This is a genomic window from Caulobacter sp. 1776 (assembly GCF_040545685.1).
Taxonomy (GTDB): Bacteria; Pseudomonadota; Alphaproteobacteria; order Caulobacterales; family Caulobacteraceae; genus Caulobacter.
In genome coordinates, this window is record NZ_JBEPMI010000003.1 from 550,026 (window position 1) to 571,546 (window position 21,521).

14 protein-coding genes are annotated in these 21,521 nt (G+C 68.4%); 8 read left to right on the forward strand and 6 right to left on the reverse strand.

Translation table 11 applies throughout. From position 1 onward, the window contains the following. Positions 1-150: 150 nt before the first annotated feature. Both ABIC66_RS11150 and ABIC66_RS11155 read right to left on the reverse strand, forming a co-directional pair. Positions 151-2,043, reverse strand: a complete 1,893-nt coding sequence (locus tag ABIC66_RS11150) for a peptide MFS transporter (RefSeq protein WP_354070238.1) — start codon at positions 2,041-2,043, stop codon at positions 151-153. Positions 2,044-2,092: 49 nt separating this feature from the next. Then, positions 2,093-4,858 (reverse strand): DUF5695 domain-containing protein, encoded by a 2,766-nt coding sequence (locus tag ABIC66_RS11155; RefSeq protein WP_354070240.1) that lies wholly within the window; start codon positions 4,856-4,858, stop codon positions 2,093-2,095. A 201-nt stretch (positions 4,859-5,059) separates the two neighbouring features. Here ABIC66_RS11155 and ABIC66_RS11160 point away from each other — a divergent pair, with 201 nt between their 5' ends. From ABIC66_RS11160 to ABIC66_RS11175, 4 genes are all read left to right on the forward strand, one after another. Then, positions 5,060-7,429 (forward strand): beta-L-arabinofuranosidase domain-containing protein, encoded by a 2,370-nt coding sequence (locus ABIC66_RS11160; RefSeq protein WP_354070242.1) that lies wholly within the window; start codon positions 5,060-5,062, stop codon positions 7,427-7,429. A 94-nt stretch (positions 7,430-7,523) separates the two neighbouring features. Beyond that, positions 7,524-9,284 (forward strand): DUF885 domain-containing protein, encoded by a 1,761-nt coding sequence (locus tag ABIC66_RS11165; protein ID WP_354070244.1) that lies wholly within the window; start codon positions 7,524-7,526, stop codon positions 9,282-9,284. Next, positions 9,274-10,758 carry a family 43 glycosylhydrolase gene (locus ABIC66_RS11170; RefSeq protein WP_354070246.1) on the forward strand — a complete coding sequence of 495 codons (1,485 nt, stop codon included), beginning with the start codon at positions 9,274-9,276 and terminating at the stop codon, positions 10,756-10,758. The genes ABIC66_RS11165 and ABIC66_RS11170 overlap by 11 nt, the downstream gene beginning before the upstream one ends. 20 nt (positions 10,759-10,778) lie before the next feature. Further along, a complete protein-coding gene (locus ABIC66_RS11175) occupies positions 10,779-12,290 on the forward strand; it encodes a glycoside hydrolase family 27 protein (RefSeq protein ID WP_354070248.1) in 1,512 nt (503 codons plus the stop codon). Between the two features lie 287 nt (positions 12,291-12,577). Here the strand turns inward: ABIC66_RS11175 and ABIC66_RS11180 are convergent, their stop codons facing one another. From ABIC66_RS11180 to ABIC66_RS11190, 3 genes are all read right to left on the reverse strand, one after another. Continuing rightward, the gene (locus ABIC66_RS11180; protein ID WP_354070249.1) at positions 12,578-13,219 is read right to left on the reverse strand and encodes a GntR family transcriptional regulator; all 642 of its coding nucleotides are present in this window, start codon (positions 13,217-13,219) and stop codon (positions 12,578-12,580) included. Between the two features lie 113 nt (positions 13,220-13,332). Further along, entirely contained in the window at positions 13,333-14,331 is a 999-nt protein-coding gene (locus tag ABIC66_RS11185) for a 4-hydroxyproline epimerase (RefSeq protein ID WP_354070251.1), read from the reverse strand. A 19-nt stretch (positions 14,332-14,350) separates the two neighbouring features. Beyond that, complete coding sequence (locus ABIC66_RS11190; protein ID WP_354070253.1) at positions 14,351-15,268, reverse strand: dihydrodipicolinate synthase family protein; 918 nt, start codon at positions 15,266-15,268, stop codon at positions 14,351-14,353. A gap of 73 nt (positions 15,269-15,341) precedes the next feature. On the opposite strand from ABIC66_RS11190, the gene ABIC66_RS11195 reads away from it, so the two are divergent. Genes ABIC66_RS11195 through ABIC66_RS11205 form a run of 3 tightly spaced genes read left to right on the forward strand, consistent with a single transcriptional unit; the run spans position 15,342 to position 19,248 of the window. After that, complete coding sequence (locus ABIC66_RS11195) at positions 15,342-16,604, forward strand: NAD(P)/FAD-dependent oxidoreductase (protein WP_354070255.1); 1,263 nt, start codon at positions 15,342-15,344, stop codon at positions 16,602-16,604. Further along, complete coding sequence (locus tag ABIC66_RS11200; RefSeq protein WP_354070257.1) at positions 16,601-17,809, forward strand: M24 family metallopeptidase; 1,209 nt, start codon at positions 16,601-16,603, stop codon at positions 17,807-17,809. The genes ABIC66_RS11195 and ABIC66_RS11200 overlap by 4 nt, the downstream gene beginning before the upstream one ends. A gap of 35 nt (positions 17,810-17,844) precedes the next feature. After that, complete coding sequence (locus ABIC66_RS11205) at positions 17,845-19,248, forward strand: amino acid permease (RefSeq protein ID WP_354070259.1); 1,404 nt, start codon at positions 17,845-17,847, stop codon at positions 19,246-19,248. Positions 19,249-19,462: 214 nt separating this feature from the next. Here ABIC66_RS11205 and ABIC66_RS11210 read toward each other — a convergent pair whose 3' ends face one another. Further along, a complete protein-coding gene (locus tag ABIC66_RS11210) occupies positions 19,463-19,855 on the reverse strand; it encodes a hypothetical protein (RefSeq protein WP_354070261.1) in 393 nt (130 codons plus the stop codon). Positions 19,856-20,692: 837 nt separating this feature from the next. Here ABIC66_RS11210 and ABIC66_RS11215 point away from each other — a divergent pair. Beyond that, positions 20,693-21,346 carry an exopolysaccharide biosynthesis polyprenyl glycosylphosphotransferase gene (locus ABIC66_RS11215; protein WP_354070263.1) on the forward strand — a complete coding sequence of 218 codons (654 nt, stop codon included), beginning with the start codon at positions 20,693-20,695 and terminating at the stop codon, positions 21,344-21,346. The last annotated feature ends 175 nt before the right edge of the window (positions 21,347-21,521 follow it).

Below are 21,521 nucleotides of genomic sequence, written 5' to 3' on the forward strand. Positions count from 1 at the left end.
CTGGCCGTGAGCACTCGATCGTTTCGCCACGGAAGCCGGGATGGTTTCCATCGCCCAATCTTCATCAGAGCTCTGATCTGGGAGAGCGTACCCACTCACCCTCCCATGCTTCGCATGGCCCCTCCCTCTCTCTATGAGAGAGGGGGCGCGCTACCCCGCGTTCGCCGCGTCCTCGGCGTTCAGGGTTTCGTCCGAGCCATGCGACCAGCGCTTGAGGACGGGGGACAGGGCCAGGAAGAGCAGGCCCAGCCCCATCGCGACGCCGCCGATCCAGTTGAAGACGGTCAGCGATCGGGCCAGGGCCGCGGCGGGATCCAGCACCTGGCCGCCGACGGTTTCGGTGGCCGTCAGGCCGGCGACGAAGCCGCCGACGGTGTTGGCGATCGACACGGCCATGAACCAGACGGCCATGACGAACGAGACCAGCGAGGCGGGCGACAGCTTGGTCATCTGCGACAGGCCGACCGGCGACAGGCAGAGCTCGCCGGTGGTGTGCAGCAGGTACATCAAGAGCAGGAAGATCAGCGGCGTGCGGAAGGCGCCGTCGGCCAGGGGCGCCCCCAGTTGCAGCACGAAGAAGCCCGCCCCGACTTGCAGCAGGGCCAGGCCGAACTTGACCACCGGGTTCAGGTCCTTGCCGCGCGCGCCCAGCCAGGTCCACAGCCAGGCGAAGACCGGCGCGAAGATCAGCAGCCAGCCCGAGGCCAGGCCTTGGGTCTGGGCGGCGTTGAAGGTGGTGTCGATCCAGAAGGTGGCGTGTCGGTCGAGGCCCGCGGCGGCCAGCTGCTCGGGCGTGGCCAGGGTCACCGCGCCGCCCAGCAGCCGCACGGGCTGGGCGACGAGATCCAGCTGGACGTTGGTGGCCGCGTAGAGGTTCAGCGACGAGCCGGCCTGGTCGAACAGGGTCCAGAAGATCACCGCGCCGAAGATCAGGAACAGGGCCAGGGCCAGGCGCTCGCGCTCGACCTTGCCGCAGCGGGCGAACATGAACCACAGCACGTAGCCCAGCGAGCCGACCATGCCGGCGACCAGGATGCCGCTGACCGCCGCCGTGCGCCGCACCAGGAAGAACGTCGCGGTCACGCCCAGCAGCGACAGGCCGTAGATCAGGGTCTCGCGGCTGACCACGCCCAGCACCGGTTGGCGCAGGTGTTCGGGATCGGGCGGCTCGGCCTTGCCCTGCAGCAGCGGCTTGCCCAGCATGAACACCACGAAGCCGGCCAGCATGCCCAGGCCCGCCAGGCCAAAGCCCGCCCACCAGCCCACGGTCACGCCCAGCAGGCCGCACAGCAGCGAGGCCCAGAACGAGCCGAGGTTGATGCCGTAGTAGTAGAGGGTGAAGCCCGGGTCGCGGCGCGGATCGCCCCGCGGATAGAGCTGCCCGACGATGGTCGAGATGTTGGGCTTCAGATAGCCGACGCCAACGATGATCAGCGACAGGGCCAGCCACAGGACGTTCAGATAAACCGGGTCGCGCCCGGCGACGTCCAGCGCGTATTGGCCCTTGGGCAGCACCGCCGGGATCGCCGCGCCGGCCGGGAGGCCCTCGACCACGAAGTCGCCGGACTTGGCCGCCGAGACGGCGTAGGGCTTGTCGCCGACCACCAGCTTGGAGACCCGGCCCTCGCCGCGCCCTTCGGTGACGAAGGCGTAGGTGTGGCCGCCATAGGTCAGGGTCTGGGTCGCCGGCTTGCCCTCGATGGCCATGGTCATGTGGCCGGCGATCAGCAGCAGAGCGCCGAAGACCACGGCCTTGCGCGTGCCCAGGTAGCGGTCGGCCACGAAGCCGCCGATCAGCGGCAGCAGATAGACCAGCGAGATGTAGGCGCCGTAGTGGGCCGCCGCCGTCTTCGGATCGAACAGGAAGTGCTGGGTCAGGTAGAAGATCAGGATGCTGCGCATGCCGTAATAGGAGAAGCGCTCCCACATCTCGGCGAAGAACAGGATCAGGAGCCCCCGAGGGTGGTCGCGCAGCAGCTGCAGGAGAACCGGAACGCCTGTCGCCAGGGTGACCAGGACGCCCAGGGCGATGACGATGTTCATGGACCAGCCTTAAAGGTTCGCGGGACGACGGCGGCGCGGGAAAACCCGCTCAGTTCAGCTTCAGGACGACGGTGGTCGGCGTGTCGGCCAGGGGCAGGGCGTAGGCTCCGCGCTCCAGGGCCGCGCCGGCGGGACGGTAGGGGCGCTTGCCCGGCGTGGCGGCCTCGACGATCAGCCGCGCGGTCGCCGTCGTCGCGTCCTTCGCGGCCAGGGTCAGGGTCAGCTCACCCGTGGACGCCCGATACTCGGCGGCGTCGATCTTGCCCGCCTCCAGGGTCAGCCAGGCGCCGGTCGGGGCCACGAACAGGCGCGAACGGGCGCCGTCCTTGGGTTCGATCCGCACGACGCCGGCCTTCTGGGTGACGTCGCCGCCAAAGCCCAGCCAACCGAAGGTCGGATGGTCCACGAGATAGGTCGCCGCCGCATAGGCGTGGCCGAAGAAGCCCATGCCGTAGTCGCCGCTGTAGGCGTCCCAGGCCATCATGTCCGGGGCCGAGTGGAAGGCGGCCGACGAGAAGCCCTCCTGGTCGATATTGGTGATCCCGCCCATCAGCCCGCCATAGGCCACGCGCAGCAGGTGGAAGTCGGCCGGGTTGGCGCGATAGGCGTCGAACAGGGGCACGGCGTTCAGGGTCGAGCCATAGTGGTGGATCTGCCGCTCGATGCGCGGAACCTTGCCGCCGTACAGGAAATCCCAGTACCGGCGGGCGTTGCCGTTGTAGCCCCAGCTGGGGATCGTCGGATCATAGGCCAGGATCACCTCGCGGGTCTCGTCGGCCTGGGGCTGGTGGCCGAAGAAGCGCATCCAGGCATAGACCTCGGCCTGGCCCGTGGAGTCCCAGGCCATCTCGCTGCCGAACGGATAGGGCAGGGTCTTCCAGTGGTCGGCGCGCTTCTTCATCAGCGCCTCGACCTCGTTCGCCTGGGCGGTCATGCCCTCGCGGCGCAGGTCCTTGAGGATATCGACGAAGACGTCGCCCTCCATCTGGCCGAATTCGGCGTAGTAGGGGGCGTCGCGCATCATCGCGACGATGGTCATTTGTGCGTGGTCGAGGTGCCAGCGCCAGTCGTGGCTCCTGACCAGGCCCTCGTGGTTGCGGGCCAGGCGGTAGAGCACCCAGTGGGCGATGGCCACGTGAGGGTAGTTGTAGGACCGCCCCAGGTCCTCGGAGTCCTTCTTCGGCCACGAAGCCCAGGTTTTCCAGTCCAGCTTGGGGTCGTAGTAGGACGGCAGGGCGGCGGGGTCGTAGTAGAACAGGCTCTTGCGCACCGCGCCGGCGTGTTCTCCATCGGCGACCTGCAGGCGCCCGACGATGGTCTCGTCGACCATGCGCTCCAGTTTGGCCACCTCGACGGCGTCGGGATTGTCCAGCTGCTTGCTGAAGGCCGCCACCCAGCTCCCCGCGCCGCCCTCGTCGCTGAGGCCGGCGATCCAGACCCGGTTGTCCTGGGTGACGATCCGGTCGGCCTGGCGGTCGTAGGTCATGATGCTGGGCCCGCGCTTGAACGGGTCGGCCGGGTCGTCGAACCACTGCCTGGTTGTCGAGAACCGGCCAAGGTCGGCCATCACCTGGTCCAGCGGCTTGGTGATGAAGTACGGGATCGCCTGAACCTGGCCATCGGCATAGGTGATCGACAGCGTCGCCCGGCCCCAGCCCGACGCGCGGATGGCATAGCGGGCCCAGCCCGCCGCGGTCTTGACCGGCGTGGCGGTCAGGGCGCCGGCTGGCAGGCTTTCGATCCTGGCCACCGGCTTGGGCGACTTCAGGAACAGCGACAGTGTCTGGTCGGTCGGCGCGACATAGCCCGGGACGCCGATGGCGACCGGACGGCCTTGGGCGGCCAGCGTGTCCTCGATCGCCCGGATCGAGGGCGAGGTGGCCAGGCGCACGCCGATCACGCGGCTGGCGCCGGGCGCCAGGGTGAAGCTCGTCGGTGGGTTCCAGGGCTGGCCCGCGTCCTTCCAGTCCTGCTCGGCGAAGGCCTTGGACGCGATCGTCCAGTCGTAGAAACCCTCGGACGTCTGGGCGCGCTTGCCACGGTCGGTGAAGATGTCGCCGGGCTTGGCGCCGGCGCTCCCCGCTTGCTGGATGGGGCGATAGGCCTCGAGCGGCGTGGCTTTCTCGGGCAGGACCAGCAGGGCGGGGCCCTTGCCGTTCAGGCGGGTCACCTGCAGGTAGCCGGCGTCGCGGCCGATATAGGGGTCGACGAAGCTGGCCTGGGCGTGGGCCTCCTCCAGCGAGCGGTCGGTGATGATGTTGTCGAACACCATCGGCAGGCCCAGGCCGCCGACCTCGACGGGCGCCTTCGAGGTGTTGGTCAGTACGAAACGCAGCGCGAGGCTCCCGCGCTCCGACACCCAGCGCCGCTCGACCCGCAGTGGTGAGTCCGGACCCAGCGAGCCAGTGATGTCGGCCGCCGCCAGCACCGCGCCGCCGGCGGGCAGGGGACGGATCGGCCGGCGCTGGCGCGCCGAACTGAAGTCCCGCCACGCCCCGCCGGGCGCGCGGACCCGCAGGTGGATGTCGCCGACATGGACGTAGCCGTCGCCGGCCCGCTCGGCCTCGCGTCCGCCCGGCGTGAAGTCGAAGGCTGGCTCGCCGATCGGCGACAGCCGCGCCAGGGTCTGGGTGTCGGTCCGCAGGTCCAGCTGGAACTGGGCGGTGCGATAGGCGGTCTTGGCGATCGGCGGGTAGGCGGGCTTAGCGGGCGCGGCGGCCGGCGTTTCGGCCCGCGCGGGCGTGGCCAGGTTCAGGGCCAACGGCGTCGTGGCCAGCAGCAGGGCCGTCAGGGCCAGCGGGCGAAGCTTCGTCATCTGGTCCTCGTCGGAGCGCGGCGTCGAAAAAGTGTCACGACAGCACAGCCGTTAGGCTTCGTGGCGTCAAGGAAATTATACGATATAAGATTATGGAGTTTCCGCTCGCGCTCGAGGCAGGTGGGGTCCCGTCACGGTTGAGATTGACGCCTCAAGACCGCCACCCTAAGATCGTATACAATATCAAGTAGGGGTAATGCCATGGCGACTCGTCGGGACCTGATGCTCACCGCCGCGGCCTTCGCCGCCGGTCCCATGGCGGCCTTGGCGGCCCCGCGCGGCGGTCTGCCGACCAAGGCCAAGCCCCTGCCGCTGTCGTCGGTGCGCCTCCTGCCGTCGCCCTACGCGACCGCCGTCGAGGCCAACCGGACCTATCTGCTGCAGCTCAGTCCCGACCGCCTGCTGCACAATTTCATGGTCTTCGCCGGCCTACCGGCCAAGGGCGAGATCTATGGCGGCTGGGAAGGCGACACCATCGCCGGCCACACCTTGGGCCACTACCTGTCGGCGCTCGTGGTGATGTACGAACAGACCGGCGACGTCGAATGCCGCCGTCGCGCCGACTACATCGTCTCGGAGCTGGCTCGCGCCCAGGCCAAGCGCGGCACGGGCTATGTCGGCGCGCTGCAGCGCAAGCGCAAGGACGGCAAGGTCGTCGACGGCGAGGAGATTTTCGCCGAGGTGATGAAGGGCGACATCCGCTCGGGCGGCTTCGACCTCAATGGCGCGTGGTCGCCGCTCTATACGGTGCACAAGGTCTTCGCGGGCCTGTTGGACGTCCATCAGGCGTGGGGCAACCCGCAGGCGCTGCAGGTCGCCATCGGCTTGGCCGGCTATTTCGAGCGCGTGTTCGCCGCCCTGGACGACGCCCAGATGCAGACCCTGCTGGGCTGCGAGTACGGTGGGCTGAACGAGAGCTACGCCGAGCTCTACGCCCGCACCGGCGACAAGCGCTGGCTGGCGGTGGCCGAGCGGATCTACGACCGCAAGGTGCTGGATCCCCTGGTCGCCCAGCGCGACGAGCTGGCCAATATCCACGCCAACACCCAGGTGCCCAAGCTGATTGGTCTGGCGCGCCTCCACGAGCTTACCGGCAAGCCGCAGGACGCCGACGCCGCGCGGTTCTTCTGGCGCACGGTCACCCAGCGCCACAGCTATGTCATCGGCGGCAACGCCGACCGCGAGTACTTCTCGGGCCCCGACACCATCGCCGCCCACATCAGCGAGCAGACCTGCGAGCACTGCAACACCTACAACATGCTCAAGCTGACCCGGCGGCTGTATGGCTGGAAACCGGATGGCGCGCTGTTCGACTACTACGAGCGCGCTCACCTGAATCACGTGATGGCGGCGCAGAACCCGAAGACCGGCGGCTTCACCTATATGACGCCGCTGCTGACCGGCGCGCCGCGCGAGTTCTCCAACCCCGCCGACGATCCGTTCTGGTGCTGTGTCGGCACCGGAATGGAGGTTCACGCCAAGCACGGCGAGTCGATCTTCTGGGAAGGCGAGGGGGCCTTGCTGGTCAACCTCTACATCCCAGCCCAGGCGCGGTGGAAAGCGCGGGGCGCGGGCCTGAAGCTGGAGACCCGCTATCCGTACGAGCCGGAGTCGCGCCTGACCCTGACCAGCCTGACCAAGCCCGGACGGTTCGTCGTGGCCCTGCGGGTTCCGACCTGGGCCGGCCAGGGCGTCAAGGTCAGCGTCAACGGCCAGGCCTTCGCGCCCACGCTCACCGGCGGCTACGCCCTGGTCGAGCGCGCCTGGAAGGCCGGCGACGTCGTCGCGATCAGCCTGCCGCTGGACCTGCGCCTGGAGTCCGCGCCGGGCGACGAGAGCACCGTCGCGGTGCTGCGCGGCCCGATGGTGCTGGCCGCCGACCTGGGGCCGGTCAGCGCGCCGTGGCAGGGCGTCGACCCGGCCATGGTCGGCGAGAGCTTGCTGGACCGCTTCCAGCGCGTGGCCGCGGAGAAGGCGACCTATGTCGCGCGCGGGGTCATGCGCCCGACGGACCTGACCTTCGTCCCGTTCTACAGCCAGTATGAGCGCCGCAGCGCCGTCTATTTCCGCCGGTTCACCGAGGACGCCTGGAAGACCGAGGAGGCCGCGTTCCTGGCCGAGCAGGCGCGACTGAAGGACATCAGCGCGCGGTCGGTCGACGTCATGCACCTGGGCGAGATGCAGCCCGAGCGCGACCACAACCTGACCTCCGAGATCTCGTATCCGGTGGCCTATCGCAACCGCAACGGCCGCGACGCCCGCTCGGGCGGCTTCTTCGAATTCGACATGAAGGTCCGCCCCGGGCCGCTGATCCTGCAGGCCACCTATTGGGGCGAGGAGCGCAAGCGGCGGTTCGACATCCTGGTGGACGGGGTGAAGGTCGCCACCCAGCAGCTCGAGGCCGACCATCCGGGCAAGTTCTTCGACGTCGAATATCCGGTGCCGGAGGTCCTGACCCAGGGCAAGACCAAGGTCCGGGTGCGGTTCGCCCCGCCCGAGCGCAACACGGCCGGGCCGGTGTTCGGCGTGCGGCTGTTCACGGCGCAACCCGCGACCAAGCCGGTCGCGTGAGCGCCGCGCCGGATGCGGAGGCCGTCCGGCTTTCGCGCGACGAGGCGGCCCCGCGCCGCGACATCCTCAAGCCGCTCGAACGGAAGGACTAGCCATGCGTCGCAACGGACTCTTCGACACGGCCGTGGTCTGCGTGGCGGCGACGTTGTCGGCGACGCCGGTGCTGGCCGCGGTTTCGGCCGACCAGCGCTTCACCGTCCTCGCCGACGGCGAATACGCCTGGCGCAAGGCGCAGATGGGACCCAGCGAGGACGGCCCCAAGTCCGAACGCTTCAAGCTTCCCGACGTCGGGCCCAAGGTCCAGGCCGAGCGCCTGGCCCGTTGGACCCAGGTGTCGAAGCAACTGGCCGAGATCCCGGTCGCCAAGCTGTCGAAGGTCAACCAGGTCAACTACGCCGTCTACAAGGGCCAGATCGACGCCCTGCTGGCCGAGCAGCGCTACCGCGAATACGAAAAGCCGCTGAACGCCGACAGCAGCTTCTGGGGTGACGTCGCGGAGTCGGCCCGCGACAGCCTGCTGACTGAGCAGGACTACCGCGCCTACATCGCCATGCTGCGCGACATGCCGCGCTACTATGACCAGCAGATCGACAACATGCGGGCCGGCCTGAAGCGCGGCTTTACCCCGCCCCAGATCACCCTACAGGGCCGTGACGCCGGCGTGGCCCTGGTCGCCGAGGCGCCGACGCCGCAGGCCTCGCCGTTCTACGCGCCGTTCAAGACCATGCCGACCGTGATCCCCGTCGAGACCCAGGCCGCCCTGCGCCGCGAGGCCGCCGAGGCGATCACCCAGGCGGTGGTCCCGGCCCACGCCCGCCTGCGGACCTTCCTGCGCGACGAATACATCCCCGGCGCCCGGCGCGAACTGTCGGCCTACGCCATGCCCGACGGCCAGGCCTACTACCGCTCCAAGGTCCGCGAATTCACCACCACCGACCTAACGCCCGAGCAGATCCACGAGATCGGCCTCTCGGAAGTGGCCAAGATCCGTGCGCGGATGCTGGAGGTGATGAAGGCGGTCAAGTTCGAGGGCGACCTGCCGGCCTTCCTGACCTATCTGCGCACCGATCCGCGCTTCTACGCCAAGACCCCGCAGGACCTGCTGGACCGGGCGGCGTGGAACGCCAAGCGCTTCGACGGCGTGGCCTCGCAGTGGTTCGGCCGCCTGCCGCGCAGCCGCTTCGCCATCCGCCCGGTGCCCGACGAGATCGCGCCGTTCTACACCGGCGGGCGCGGCGGGCCGGGGATCTACCTGGTCAACACTTACAACCTGCCGTCCCGCCCGCTGTATTCGCAGATGGCCCTGACCCTGCACGAGAGCGCGCCCGGCCACGCCTTCCAGATGCCGCTGGCGGCCGAGAACAAGGGCCTGCCGGCCTATCGCCGCGACACCTACCTGTCGGCCTATGGCGAGGGCTGGGCGCTGTACAGCGAGGCGCTGGGCGAGGACATGGGCCTGTACGACACGCCCTACGACCGGTTCGGCATGCTCAGCTACCAGATGTGGCGGGCCGCGCGCCTCGTCGTCGACACCGGCCTCCACACCCAGGGCTGGACCCGCGAGCAGGCCCAGAAATACCTGCACGACAACACCGCCATGGCCGACCACGAGATCCAGACCGAGGTCGATCGCTACATCGCCTGGCCGGGCCAAGCCCTCTCCTACTACATGGGCATGCTGGCCTTCGTGGACGCCCGCCATCGGGCCGAGAAGGCGCTGGGCGCGAAGTTCAACGTCCGCGCCTTTCACGACGCGGTGCTGGAGCTGGGCTCGGTGCCGTTGCCGGTGATCGACGCCCGCGTCGACCAGCTGATCGCCGACGGCGGCAAGGGTCCCTATCCCGATGTGGAGTGAGGCCCCGCCCGTCGCCGTCCACGCGCCGGGCAATCCGATCCTGGCGGACGGCCGTTCTTACTCGACCGACCCCGCGCCGGTGGTCGTGGGCGACACCCTGTGGATCCTGGCCGGCCGCGACGAGGCCGCGCCGGACATCGACGACTTCGTGATGAACGAATGGCAGGCGCTGTCGACCAAGGATCCCGCGTCCGGCGACTGGACGCACTATCCGAGCATCGCCCGGCCCGAGGCGGTCTTCGCCTGGGCCGAGCCCGGACGCGCCTATGCCGGCCAGATCGTCATGGGACGCGACGGGCGGTTCTATCTGTACGCGCCCGTCCTGCAGAAGGCCGACCAGAGCAAGGATCGGTTCGCCATCGGCGTGGCGGTGGCCGATGCGCCGACAGGGCCCTGGATCGACGCCCATCCCGCCGGACCCATCATCTCGCAGACCGCGCCGGAGCCCAACACGATCCAGAACATCGATCCGACCGTGCTGATCGACGACGACGGCCGGGTCTACATCTACTGGGGCACCTTCGGGCGGCTGCGCGGCATGGAATTGGCCGCCGACATGGTCACGCCCAAGGGATCGGAACAGACCATCACCGGCCTGGACGGCTTCTTCGAGGCCCCTTGGCTGATGAAGCGCAAGGGCGTCTACTACCTGCTCTACGCCGGCAACACGGTCGGACCGGACTGCACGCCGACGCTCTATCACGCCTGCATCGCCTATGGCGCGGCGACCTCGCCGCTGGGGCCCTGGACCTATCGCGGCGTGATCCTGGGGCCCGTGTCCTCGACCACCTCCCATCCGGGCGCGGTCGCGTTCAAGGGGCGGTGGTGGCTGGCCTATCACACCGCCGACGCGGTCGGAGGCGGCCACTTCCGGCGCAGCGTGGCGATCGACCGGATGGCCTTTGACGACCGCGTCAGCCCGCCGGCCATCCTGCCGGTGAAGCCGACCCGCCGGCCCACGCCGCCGCCCGCGCCCAGCCGCAATATCGCTGGCCGGGCGACCGCCACGGCCTCGAACGTTCCGATCCCGGTCCGCTATTGGATCAAGGCGCTGAACGACGGGATCGTCCGGCCCGCGCCCTTGCCGCCGGACATGTGGGCCGCCGAGCCCGGCTCGGCCAGTCCGTGGCTGGAGTACCGTTTCGACACGCCGGTGACCCTGGACGGCGCGCGCATTCGGTTCTGGGCCGACCAGCCGGCCGGGGCGACCGCGGGCGTCGCCCCGCCTAGAGCCTGGCGCATGGAATACTGGAGCGGCGGCTGGAGGCGGGTGCGCGATCCCGAGGGCTTCGGCACGGGTCTCGACGCCTTCCAGTCCGCCAGCTTCGCGCCGGTGACGACCCGCTGCGTCCGCGTGGTGCTGGAGACCGCCGGCGCCGGCGTGGCCGTGCAGGAGTGGGAGGTTTTGGCCCCGACGGCCCAGCCCTTCCGCGCCGCGGGCCCCGCCGCGCCGCCCTGCGACGCCAAACCCTGACACCCGAACGGAGACACGCCATGCTGCGCGGCCTGATGATGCTTTGCCTGGGGACCATGGTCATGGCGGCTGGCCAGGTCCAGGCCGCGACGCCGCTGGACGGCGTCTGGCTGTTCGACAAGGCCCCGTCCTATCCGGGCGTCACCATGGTCCAGCTCACCGGCCAGGGCGGCAAGTCCAGGGGCGTGGTGACCACGGCCTGGTACGGGGCGATGGAGATGCGCAATCTCGTCGTGAAGGACGGCAAGGCGACCTTCGAGCTGCGCAATCTGAACGACAAGGCCCACGCCACCCGCCAATGGACGGCGGCGCTGGACGGCAAGGACCTGAAGCTGGTCGGCGACATCTGGTACGCGCACGCCGAGCAGACCGGCCGGCGCGGAACGGCCAGGGACGCCAAGGCCCGGACCTTCAAGCCCGCGAGCCTGCCGCCGCTGGGGACCCTGGCCCCCGACGGCCAGGCGCGGACACCGCCGATGGGCTGGAGCAGCTGGAACAAGTTCGCCGAGACTATCGACGACAAGACCGTCCGAGCCATGGCCGATGCCCTGGTCGCCACCGGTTTGCGGGACGCCGGCTATGTCTACGTCAATATCGACGACGGCTGGCAGGGCGCGCGCGGGCCCGACGGCGCATTGCGTCCGAACGCCAAGTTCCCGGACATGAAGGCCCTGGCCGACTATGTCCACGCGCGCGGCCTGAAGCTGGGCGTCTACAGCGCGCCGGGCCCCAGGACCTGCGCCGGCTACGAGGGCAGCTATGGACACGTCCGACAGGACGCCAGGACCTTCGCCGCCTGGGGCGTCGACTATCTGAAGTACGACCTTTGCTCGGGCGAGTGGTTTTACGACGACGCCGACAAGGTCCAGCGCGCCTATTACGAAATGGGCGCGGCGCTGCGGGCGACCGGGCGACCGATCGTCTATTCGCTGTGCGAATACGGCCGCTTCGAGGTCGGCGCCTGGGGGCGCGAGGTCGGCGGCCATCTGTGGCGCACGACCGGCGACATCACCGACGACTATCCGACCATGGCCAGGATCGGCTTCGACAAGAACGGCAAGCCCGAGCACGCCGGGCCCGGCGGCTGGAACGACCCGGACATGCTGGAGATCGGCAATGGCGGCATGAGCCACGACGCCTATGTCACCCACATGACCCTGTGGGCCATGTCGGCCGCGCCGCTGATGATGGGTCACGACCTGCGCCAGACCCGTCCCGAGGTGCTGAAGCTGCTGACCAACCGCGAGGTGATCGCCGTCGACCAGGACGCCCTGGGCGTCCAGGGCCGGGCGGCGCGGCGCGAGGGCGCGACCGAGGTGTGGAAGAAGCCGCTGGCCGACGGGTCCGTGGCCCTGGCCTTGTTCAACCGCGGCGACGCCCCCGCGACGATCGCCGTGTCGGCGGCCGACGCGGGCCTTGCCTCGCTGGAGGGCGTGCGGGACGTATGGGCCGGCGCTGATCTGTCGGCGTCGACGACGAGCTTCGTCGTGCCGCCGCAGGGCGCGGTGTTGCTGAAGGCGCGGGGGCGGTAGGGCCTGGGCCTAGAATCCCAAAACCCAGCTCATCCCCGCGAAAGCGGGGACCCAAGCCGAGCTAAAAACACATCTCGTCATTCCCGCCCTTGTGGCGGGAACCCCTTTATCGGCCGCAAGTGCGGGTGGGGCGGATCGCTGGCGATCCGCTTGCGTCTCACGTGTCAGCTGGACCAGGGGTTCCCGCCACAAGGGCGGGAATGACGGTGAGAATGGGAAATGCCGCTTGGGTCCCCGCTTTCGCGGGGGTGAACGGATTTGGGTAGCTAGACGCTGTCAGAAGCGGATTAGCCCGCCAGCTGCTGCTTCAGGTCCGCCAGGGTGCCGCGGATGTGGTTGGCGGTCAGCGCCTCCACCACCTTGGCCTTGCCCTGGATCCAGGCGTCCAGGATCTCGCGATGCTCGCGGCTGGCGCGCTCGTCGCGACCGTTGGGCTCCAGATGCACCCGCACATAGCGCTCGGCCAGGATCTGCAGTCGTTCCATGAGCTGGAAGGTGATGTGCCCGCCGGGACGCACCAGGGCCATGTGGAAGGCGCGGTTGAAGCTGACATGGTCGCCGTCGGGCTTGGCGAGCTCGGCCTCCAGCGCTTCCAGCGCGGCCGTGGCGGCGGCGTGGTCCTTGGCGGTCGCCCGTCGGCAAGCCTCGGCCACCGCGCTGGGTTCGAGCTTGAGGCGCAGGGCGAAGACCTCGCTGGCCTCGTCGGTGGAGAGGTCGCGGACGACGTAGCCGCGATTGGGGTAGGACTGCAGCAGGCCGTCCTGCTCAAGCCGGCCGAGCGCTTCGCGCAGGGGAATCTTGCTGACGCCCAGCTCGGCCGCGATGATGTCTTGCCGTACGGCCGTTCCAGGCTGCATCGCGCCGACCAGGATGCGGCGGCGGACAACCTCATAGGTCTGGTCGGACAGAGAGCGGACAACGATATTCATGGGCGCGGGATAGGTCTCTTTGGCGGGCGTCCCGGGGCGTCGACGGGCGAGTGGGCCGCGTGGCGATCTGGGAAGGCGTTATCGTATACCGTCACCCACCGGGCGTCGGGAGTCTAGATCACCTGGAAGCCCGCCCAGAATGTATCCGCGCGGTCGATCCAGAGGATGTTGTGGCCCGTGGCGATCGCCGAACCTTCGATCGAAGGGATGATCGCCTCTTGCCCGGCCAGTTCGGTCTTGGCCTCGACGCGGCCGATGAAGCGGCTTCCGATGATGCTCTCGTGGACGAAGGCGTCGCCGACCTGGAGCTTGCCCTTGGCCGCGAGGTGGGCCAGTCGGGCCGAGGTGCCGGTGCCGCAAGGGCTTCGGTCGATGGCGCGGTCGCCGTAGAACACCGCGTTGCGCCCGTCCGCGTCCGGAGCCCGGGGCGCATCGGCCCACAGCACGTGGCTCACGCCTCGGATGGTCGGATCCAGCGGGTGGACCGGCTCGTACGCTTCGCGCACCAGGGCGCGGATGATCGGGCTGAGGCGCAGGATCTCGGCCGCGCCGAGGGCGTCGATGCCGGCATAGGCGCCTTGCGGCTCGATGATGGCGTAGAAGTTGCCGCCATACGAGACGTCGACGTTCAGCGGCCCGAAGCCCGGCACGTCGATCGCGATCCCTTCCTTGGCCAGATAGGCCGGAACGTTGCGGATCTTCACGGCGGTGACCCGGTCGCCCGAGGTCTGGTAGGCGATGTCGATGACGCCGGCCGGCACTTCCAGCCGCAGCTTGCCCGGCTCGCGTGGGGTGACCAGCCCGTTCTCCAGGGCGAAGGTGACGATGCCGATCGTGCCGTGGCCGCACATCGGCAGGCAGCCGCTGGTCTCGATGAACAGGATGCCGGCGTCGCAGTCGGCTTGTGTCGGCGGATAGAGGAAGCCGCCCGACATCATGTCGTGGCCGCGCGGCTCGAACATCAGGCCGGTGCGGATCCAGTCGAAGCGGGCGAGGAAGTCCTGGCGTCGCGCGCTCATCGTGTCGCCACGGAGAAGCGGCGCGCCGCCGGCCACCAGGCGCACGGGATTACCGGCGGTGTGGCCATCGACGCAGAAGAACGTGTGACGCATGGACTTCCTCTGATGCTCTTTACGCCGCGGCCGCCGAGGTCGGCAGCGGCCGGGTGGCGGCGGCTTCCTCGACCATGGCGACGACCTCGGCGCGGCGAGCGCCGGCCAGAGGCAGGCGCGGCAGGCGCACATATTCGGTTCCGCGACCCATGATCGTCTCGGCCAGCTTGATCGACTGGACCAGGTCGTGCTCGGCGTCCAGATGCAGAAGCGGCATGAACCAGCGATAGATGCGACGCGCCTCTTCCAGGTCGCCGCGATCGACGGCCGCGACCAGGGCCACCGATTCCTGCGGGAAGGCGCTGGTCAGGCCCGAGACCCAGCCCCGGGCGCCCAGCAGCAGACCTTCCAGCGCGACATCGTCGAGGCCGGCCATCAGGATGAAGCGCTCACCGAACGCGCGGGTCAGGTCCGTGAAGCGCCGCGTGTCGGGCGCGCTTTCCTTGACCGCCACGATGGTCGGTTCGTCGGCCAGGCGGGCCAGCACCTCGAGGGTGATGGCCGCGCGATAGGCCGGCGGGTTGTTGTAGAGCATGATCGGCAGGCGGGACGCCCGGGCGATCGTGCGGAAGTGGGTTTCCAGCTCGGCCTCGGTCGGGACGTAGACCATGGCCGGCAGGGCCATCAGGGCGTCGGCGCCCAGGGCCTCGGCGTCCTTGGCGAAGGCCGCGGCGCGGGTGGTGGTCAGCTCCGAGACACCGACGATGATCGGCACGCGGCCGGCCACTACCTCGACGGCCGCCTTGAGCAGCTTGCGCTTCTCGTCGGCCTCCAGGGAGTTGTTCTCGCCGCAGGTGCCCAGCACCACGAGGCCGTGCACGCCATCCCGGATCAAAGCGTCCAGCACCTGTTGGCTGGCGTCGAAATCGATGGACAGATCTGGGTTGAACTGGGTCGTGGCGGCCGGGAAAACACCCGACCAATTCATGGAACTCATACGGCTTGCACCTCCGACTGTTTCGTCTACTGTATACGAAATGCGATGCGGAGGTAAAGCCTGGGTGGACAGAATGGCGGGGACCTTGGTGGTCGGGGGCGGTGTGGTCGGCAAGGCCAGCGCTCTGTCCCTGCAGCGCGCCGGAGAGTCCGTGACGCTGGTCGACCCGCGGGGCGCGCCGCGCCCGGCCTCGTACGGAAACGCCGGCCACATCGCCACCGAGCAGGTCGCGCCGCTGGCCTCGCCGGCTGTCCTGGCCTCGGCGTTTCGGCGTCTGTTCGCCCTGGGAGGGGCCCTGGATTTTCGGCTCTCCGACATCGGCGCCTTCGGGCCTTGGGCGGCGCGCTTCGTCGCCGCGTCGACGCCTGACGGCGCGGCGCGAGGGCGGACGGCGCTGGGCGGATTGCTGCGGGACGCCTTGCCGGGCTGGCGGCGCCTGGCAAAGACCCTGGGCCGCCCCGACCTCCTGATCGAGCAGGGTCACCTCGTGGTCTGGGAGAGCGCCGCCAGCGCCCGCGCGGGGCGCGCCGCCTGGGAGGCCGCTGACATCGGCCAGGCTCGGCTGGCGCCGCTGGCCGAGCCCATCAAGGCCCGACTGGAGCAACTGGTTCGCCCGGCGATCGCGGGCGGCCTGGCCTTTCAGAACACCGGCCAGATCAGCGATCCGGCCCTGATGCTGCGGCTGCTGGACGAGGCCTTCGAGGCGGCCGGCGGCCAGCGGCGGGTCGGCCAGGTCCGGCGACTGTCGAACGTCGACGGGCATGTCGTGGCCGAGCTGAGCGACGGCCAGCGTCTGGCGCCCGAGCGGGTGCTGGTCACCGGCGGGGTCGGCTCCGGCGCCTTGATGCGAGACCTGGGTCACGTCGCCCCGGTGATCGCCGAGCGCGGTTATCATCTCGAGGGCGGCGCCGACCATTGGGGCGACCTGCCGCCGGTGGTGTTCGAGGACCGGTCGCTGATCCTGACCCGCTTCGGCGCCCGCCTGCGGGCCGCCAGCTTCGTCGAGTTCGGCCGCGAGGACGCGCCGCCCGATCCGCGCAAGTGGGCCCGCCTGCGGCGACACCTTTCCGAGCTGGGCGTGCGCCTGGAGGGCCCCGTCGCCGAATGGATGGGCGCCCGGCCCACCTTGCCCGACTATCTTCCGGCCATCGGCGTCAGCCGGCGGGTCAACAATCTTTACTACGCCTTCGGGCACCAGCATCTGGGCCTGACCCTGGCGGCGACGACCGGCGAGCTGGTCGCGGCCCTGGTGGGCGGTGGTCCGCCGGCGGTCGATCTGGCGCCGTTCGACCTGGCCCGGTTCGAGCGTCGGCCGAAGACGAGGAGCGACGCATGACCCTGGGTGTCGGTGGTTCGACGGCGGAGCTGCAATTGGCGGGACTATCGCCCCGACCCGGGCGTCCGCCGGCCATTACAGGCGCCGAATATGAGGCGAGGCTGGAGCGCGCGCGGACGCTGACCGCGGTCCAGGGAGCCGAGGCGCTGCTGGTCGGCGCGGGCGCCAGCCTGCGTTACTTCACCGGCGTGCCGTGGGGCGCGACCGAGCGCCTGGTGGCCCTGCTGCTGCCCCGCAAGGGGCGGCCGATCATGATCTGCCCGGGCTTCGAGCTGGGCTCGCTGCGGGCCGACCTTAAGATCGAGGCCGACATCCGCCTGTGGCAGGAGCACGAGGACCCCGCCGCCCTGGTGGGGCGCGCCCTGTCCGAGACCGGCGCGGCGACGCTGGCCTTGGATCCGGCCGCGCCGTTCTCGCTGTTCAGCGCTCTGGGCAAGGCCGCGCCCGCCCTGAGGGCGGTGGACGCGATGCCGGTGATCGACGGGTGCCGGGGCGTGAAGTCGGAGGCCGAGCTGGCCTTGATGCGCTACGCCAAGGCCATCACCCTGGACGTCCACCGCCGGGCCGCCGCGATGCTGACGCCCGGGATCACCGCCAGCGCGGTCAAGCGGTTCATCGACACAGCCCATCGCGCGGCGGGCGCCGACGGCGGCTCGACCTTCTGCGCGGTGCAGTTCGGCCTGGCCACGGCCTATCCGCACGGCCTGCCCGGAGACCAGACCCTGGAGGAGGGCGACCTGGTGCTGATCGACACCGGCTGCCAAGTCGAGGGCTACAACGCCGACATCACCCGCACCTATGTGTTCGGCGAGCCGGACGACGAGCATCGCCGGATCTGGGATATCGAGCACGAGGCCCAGGCGGCCGCCTTCGCCGCCGTGCGGCCCGGCGTGCCGTGCGAGGTCATCGATCAGACCGCCCGTCAGGTGCTGGAACGCCATGGCCTCGGTCCCGACTACGCCTTGCCGGGCCTGCCGCATCGGACGGGTCACGGCATCGGCCTGTCGATCCACGAGGGGCCCTATCTGGTGCGCGGCGATCGCACGCCCCTGGCGTCTGGCATGTGTTTTTCCAACGAGCCGATGATCGTGCTGCCCGACCGCTTCGGCGTTCGGCTCGAGGATCATTTCCATGTCACCGACGACGGCGCGGCCTGGTTTACAGAGCCTTCGCCCTCGATCGACGCGCCGTTCGGCAAGGCCTGACCGCTGGCCGCCACATCCGTTCTGGGGGAAATCACATGAGTTTCTGGACTCGCCGCAAGGCGCTCGACGCGATCGTGGCGGTGGAGGCCGACCGCCGGCTGAAACCGACCCTGTCCTGGCCGCACCTGCTGGCCCTGGGCATCGGGGCGATCATCGGCACGGGGATCTACACCCTGACCGGCATCGGCGCCGAGCGCGCGGGCCCGGCGGTGATCCTGGCCTTCGCCGCCTGCGGGGTCCTGTGTGTCTTCGCGGCCCTGGCCTATGCCGAGGTGGCGACCCTGATCCCGGCGGCCGGCAGCGCCTACACCTACGCCTATTCGGTGCTGGGCGAGGGGCTAGCCTGGATCGTCGGCTGGAGCCTCGTGCTCGAATACGCCGTGACCTGCGCGGCCGTGGCGGTCGGGTGGTCGGGCTACATGGTGGGCCTGCTCAGGAGCGTCGGGATCAATCTGCCGCCTGAAATCCTGGCGGGACCGCATGCGGGCGGGATCATCAACCTGCCCGCCGTGCTGATCACCGTGGCGGTCACGGCCTTGCTGGCCAAGGGCGCGCGTGAGAGCGCCACGCTGAACATCTTCCTGGTGGTGATCAAGATCGTCGCTCTGGCGGTCTTCGTCGGTCTGACCTTCACGGCGATCAAGGGCCAGAACTTCACGCCGTTCATGCCCTACGGCTTCGCGGCCCATACCGAGGGCGGCCATCCGCGCGGCGTGATGGCGGCCGCCGCCATCGTGTTCTTCGCCTTTTTCGGCTTCGACGCGGTGTCGACCTCGGCCGAGGAGGTCAAGAATCCCAAGCGCGACCTGACCATCGGCATCATCGGTTCAATGGTGATCTGCACCCTCATCTACATGGTGGTGGCCGCCTGCGCGGTCGGAGCCTGGCCCTATGCCGAGTTCTCCCGCTCGGGCGAGCCCCTGGCCTTCATCCTGCGGGGCCTTGGCCATCCGGCCGCCGCCTTCGGCATCGCCGCCGCCGCGATCGTCGCCCTGCCCAGCGTCATTCTCGTGATGATGTTCGGCCAGACCCGGGTGTTCTTCGTCATGGCGCGCGACGGCCTGCTGCCGCGCGGCCTGGGACGGCTGCACGCCAAGAGCGGAGGCCCGCTCACCCTGACCCTGATCACCGGGGCGGTGGTGGCGGTGGTGGGCGGCTTTCTGCCGCTTGACCAGATCGCCGAGCTGTCCAACGCCGGCACCTTGCTGGCCTTCATCTGCGTGGCGGTCTGCCTGATGGTGCTGCGCGTCCGCCGGCCCGACCTGCCGCGCCTCTTCCGTTGCCCGGCCGCCTGGATCGTCGCGCCGCTGGCGGTGATCGGCTGCCTCTACTTCATGGCCAGCCTGCCCATGGGGACGCTGCTGCGCTTCCTGGGGTGGAATGCGGTCGGCCTGGTCGTCTATCTGACCTACGGCCGGCGCGCGAGTTTGCTGGCCTGACGTTGACCTTGCGCAAGCGCGCTCGGGCGTCGCCTTGGACGGCCTTTTCATCGGGGGGGCGCGCTCGGGTTGGCGATGATCATGCTCGCGATCATGCCCCCGGAACGGCGATCAGGCGCGGGGTCTTCTGACGACCCTTAGGCGATGCTCGAGTTCCTGCTTGATTATCTAAAGCGAAGAAAACGCCGCACGCGAGAAGCGAAGGCGCGGTCAATCAGTAGCCGCTGCCTGGTTTCCATCCGTTCGCGCAGCTGTGTTGCCATGTTTCGGTATCCGGGTCTTGGTGAATACCGTGGTCGAGAGAGAAGATGTATTTTTCTGAATGTTGCCCCAAAGAAAACTGGCCGCAGACACGCTTTTCGCCGCTGGCGTCACTGATCAGCTCGTCGCTGAACACGGCGTTTGCCGGTAATTTTTTGTGCGCGGTGCCTAGCAACGCCATTTCGCCCGGGTTGCCATATGGCGCCGCAATCGCGTCCGGAGAGTTCGATCCCGTTTGCTCAGAGTCCGTATTCGGCGAACAGCTTGCTGCGCCTGCTAGGACCAACAGAAGAGCGACGCGGCAAAGCACGCGGCGCTCATAGCGAGTATGGAGCACGACGACCAACCCTATTGCGTCGCTTACCCTTGCATGAGCTGACCGGGGCGGCAAACGCCCGCCGATCTACCCACGTCTCGCCTGAGGCTTGAGTTTCCTCGCTCCGATTGGCGATCGCCGCTATCAGCGATGCTTTCGATCTAGAGGTCGTGTGCAAATTCAGCTTTGGACGCTGACGAAGGGCTGCGAAGCCGCTAGCTACTAGCGGAGAGCAATTCGTCGTGTTTTGTTCAATTGGGCGGGCTACCGACGCGTAGCGTAAATGGGGTATTTGGATCTAATGACGGAAGAGCCCGTGCGTCGGCGACGGTTGCGGCAGAAAAGAAGTTCTACCCGCGCCAAACTTCGCCAGCAGGCCAAGATTCAGAAGATTATTTGGATCTCCATTGCCGCTGCATTGAGCGTCGCGATTATAGTGATATTCGTTCGCTATGCGATCTTAGCCATGAATTAGATTTGGGTGAGGCGAACCGTCGTGCGAGACATCTCAGTTCGCCCGCCTTTTATCCATCGGGGCGCATGAAAAAAGTCTATCGACGATTGTCTGTGACCGGCGTTGAGCGGTGCGTGAAGAACGATCTCGCCATTTGACCTCCCACTGATATGCGTTCTTCACGGCTAAGCGGTGTGAGAGGTCTATCTGCGGCCGACATCGAAGGCGCATGATCTGCATGCAAATGCCTGCGGGTACGGCGAACCCTATCCTTAGATTGCCCAAGAATCGCTACGCTGCGAAAAAAGGTTGGTTAACAAACGCGGCGAGCGGTTGTTCGGGAAGCGCTGATTTAGTAAAGGCTTTCTAAATTTCGGGCAAAAGACCCGAGCGCTTAGACTGGTGGGGACCACGTGCTGATCGTATCTAATCCGTCAGCGGAACAGCGAACCTGCGCCGTTAAAGCGTCGCCTGTCGCTCAAGATCCGCTGAAGCGAGCGATGGATATTCTGGTGGCGGGCGGCGCTTTGCTGTTCTTCGCGCCGCTCCTTGCTCTCGTGGCCGTTCTGATCAAATTGGAATCGCCGGGACCGGTGCTCTTCCGGCAGTCTCGCGGTGGGTTGAATGGGCAATCGTTTACGATCTTCAAGTTCCGCTCGATGCGGTGCCAGGAGAACGGAGCGAAGGTTGTCCAGGCTAAACGCGACGACGACCGCATCACCTCCATCGGCCGTATCATCCGCAAGACCAGCATCGATGAGCTGCCGCAGCTCTTGAACGTGTTGAAGGGTGACATGTCGATCGTCGGACCGCGGCCGCACGCCCTGGCGCACGACGAGCAGTATGGCGCCGCGATCGCGAACTACCACCTGCGTTTCCGCGCGCGCCCAGGTCTAACGGGTCTGGCTCAGATTAAGGGACTGCGCGGCGGTACTGGTGCCATCGAGGCTATGGCGGCCCGTATTGATGCCGATAACGAGTATATCGAGCGCTGGACGCTAAGCGGCGACATTAAGATCCTTCTCATGACCGTGCCGCACCTGCTGTTGGCTGAGAACGCTTACTAGGGCGCTGAGGCCGATGACGAGGTTTCGTCACGGTCGGGAGTTCGTCCATTCCCTTCAGCGGCTGTGGATGCGTCGCGCCGGTGAAGGTTTGGTTCGAGCAGCAGCGCGGTAGCGTGCCCGGCAGCTCGACTGGATCTGGACACCGAATATTTTGTGACAAGCGTGTCGGACTGGT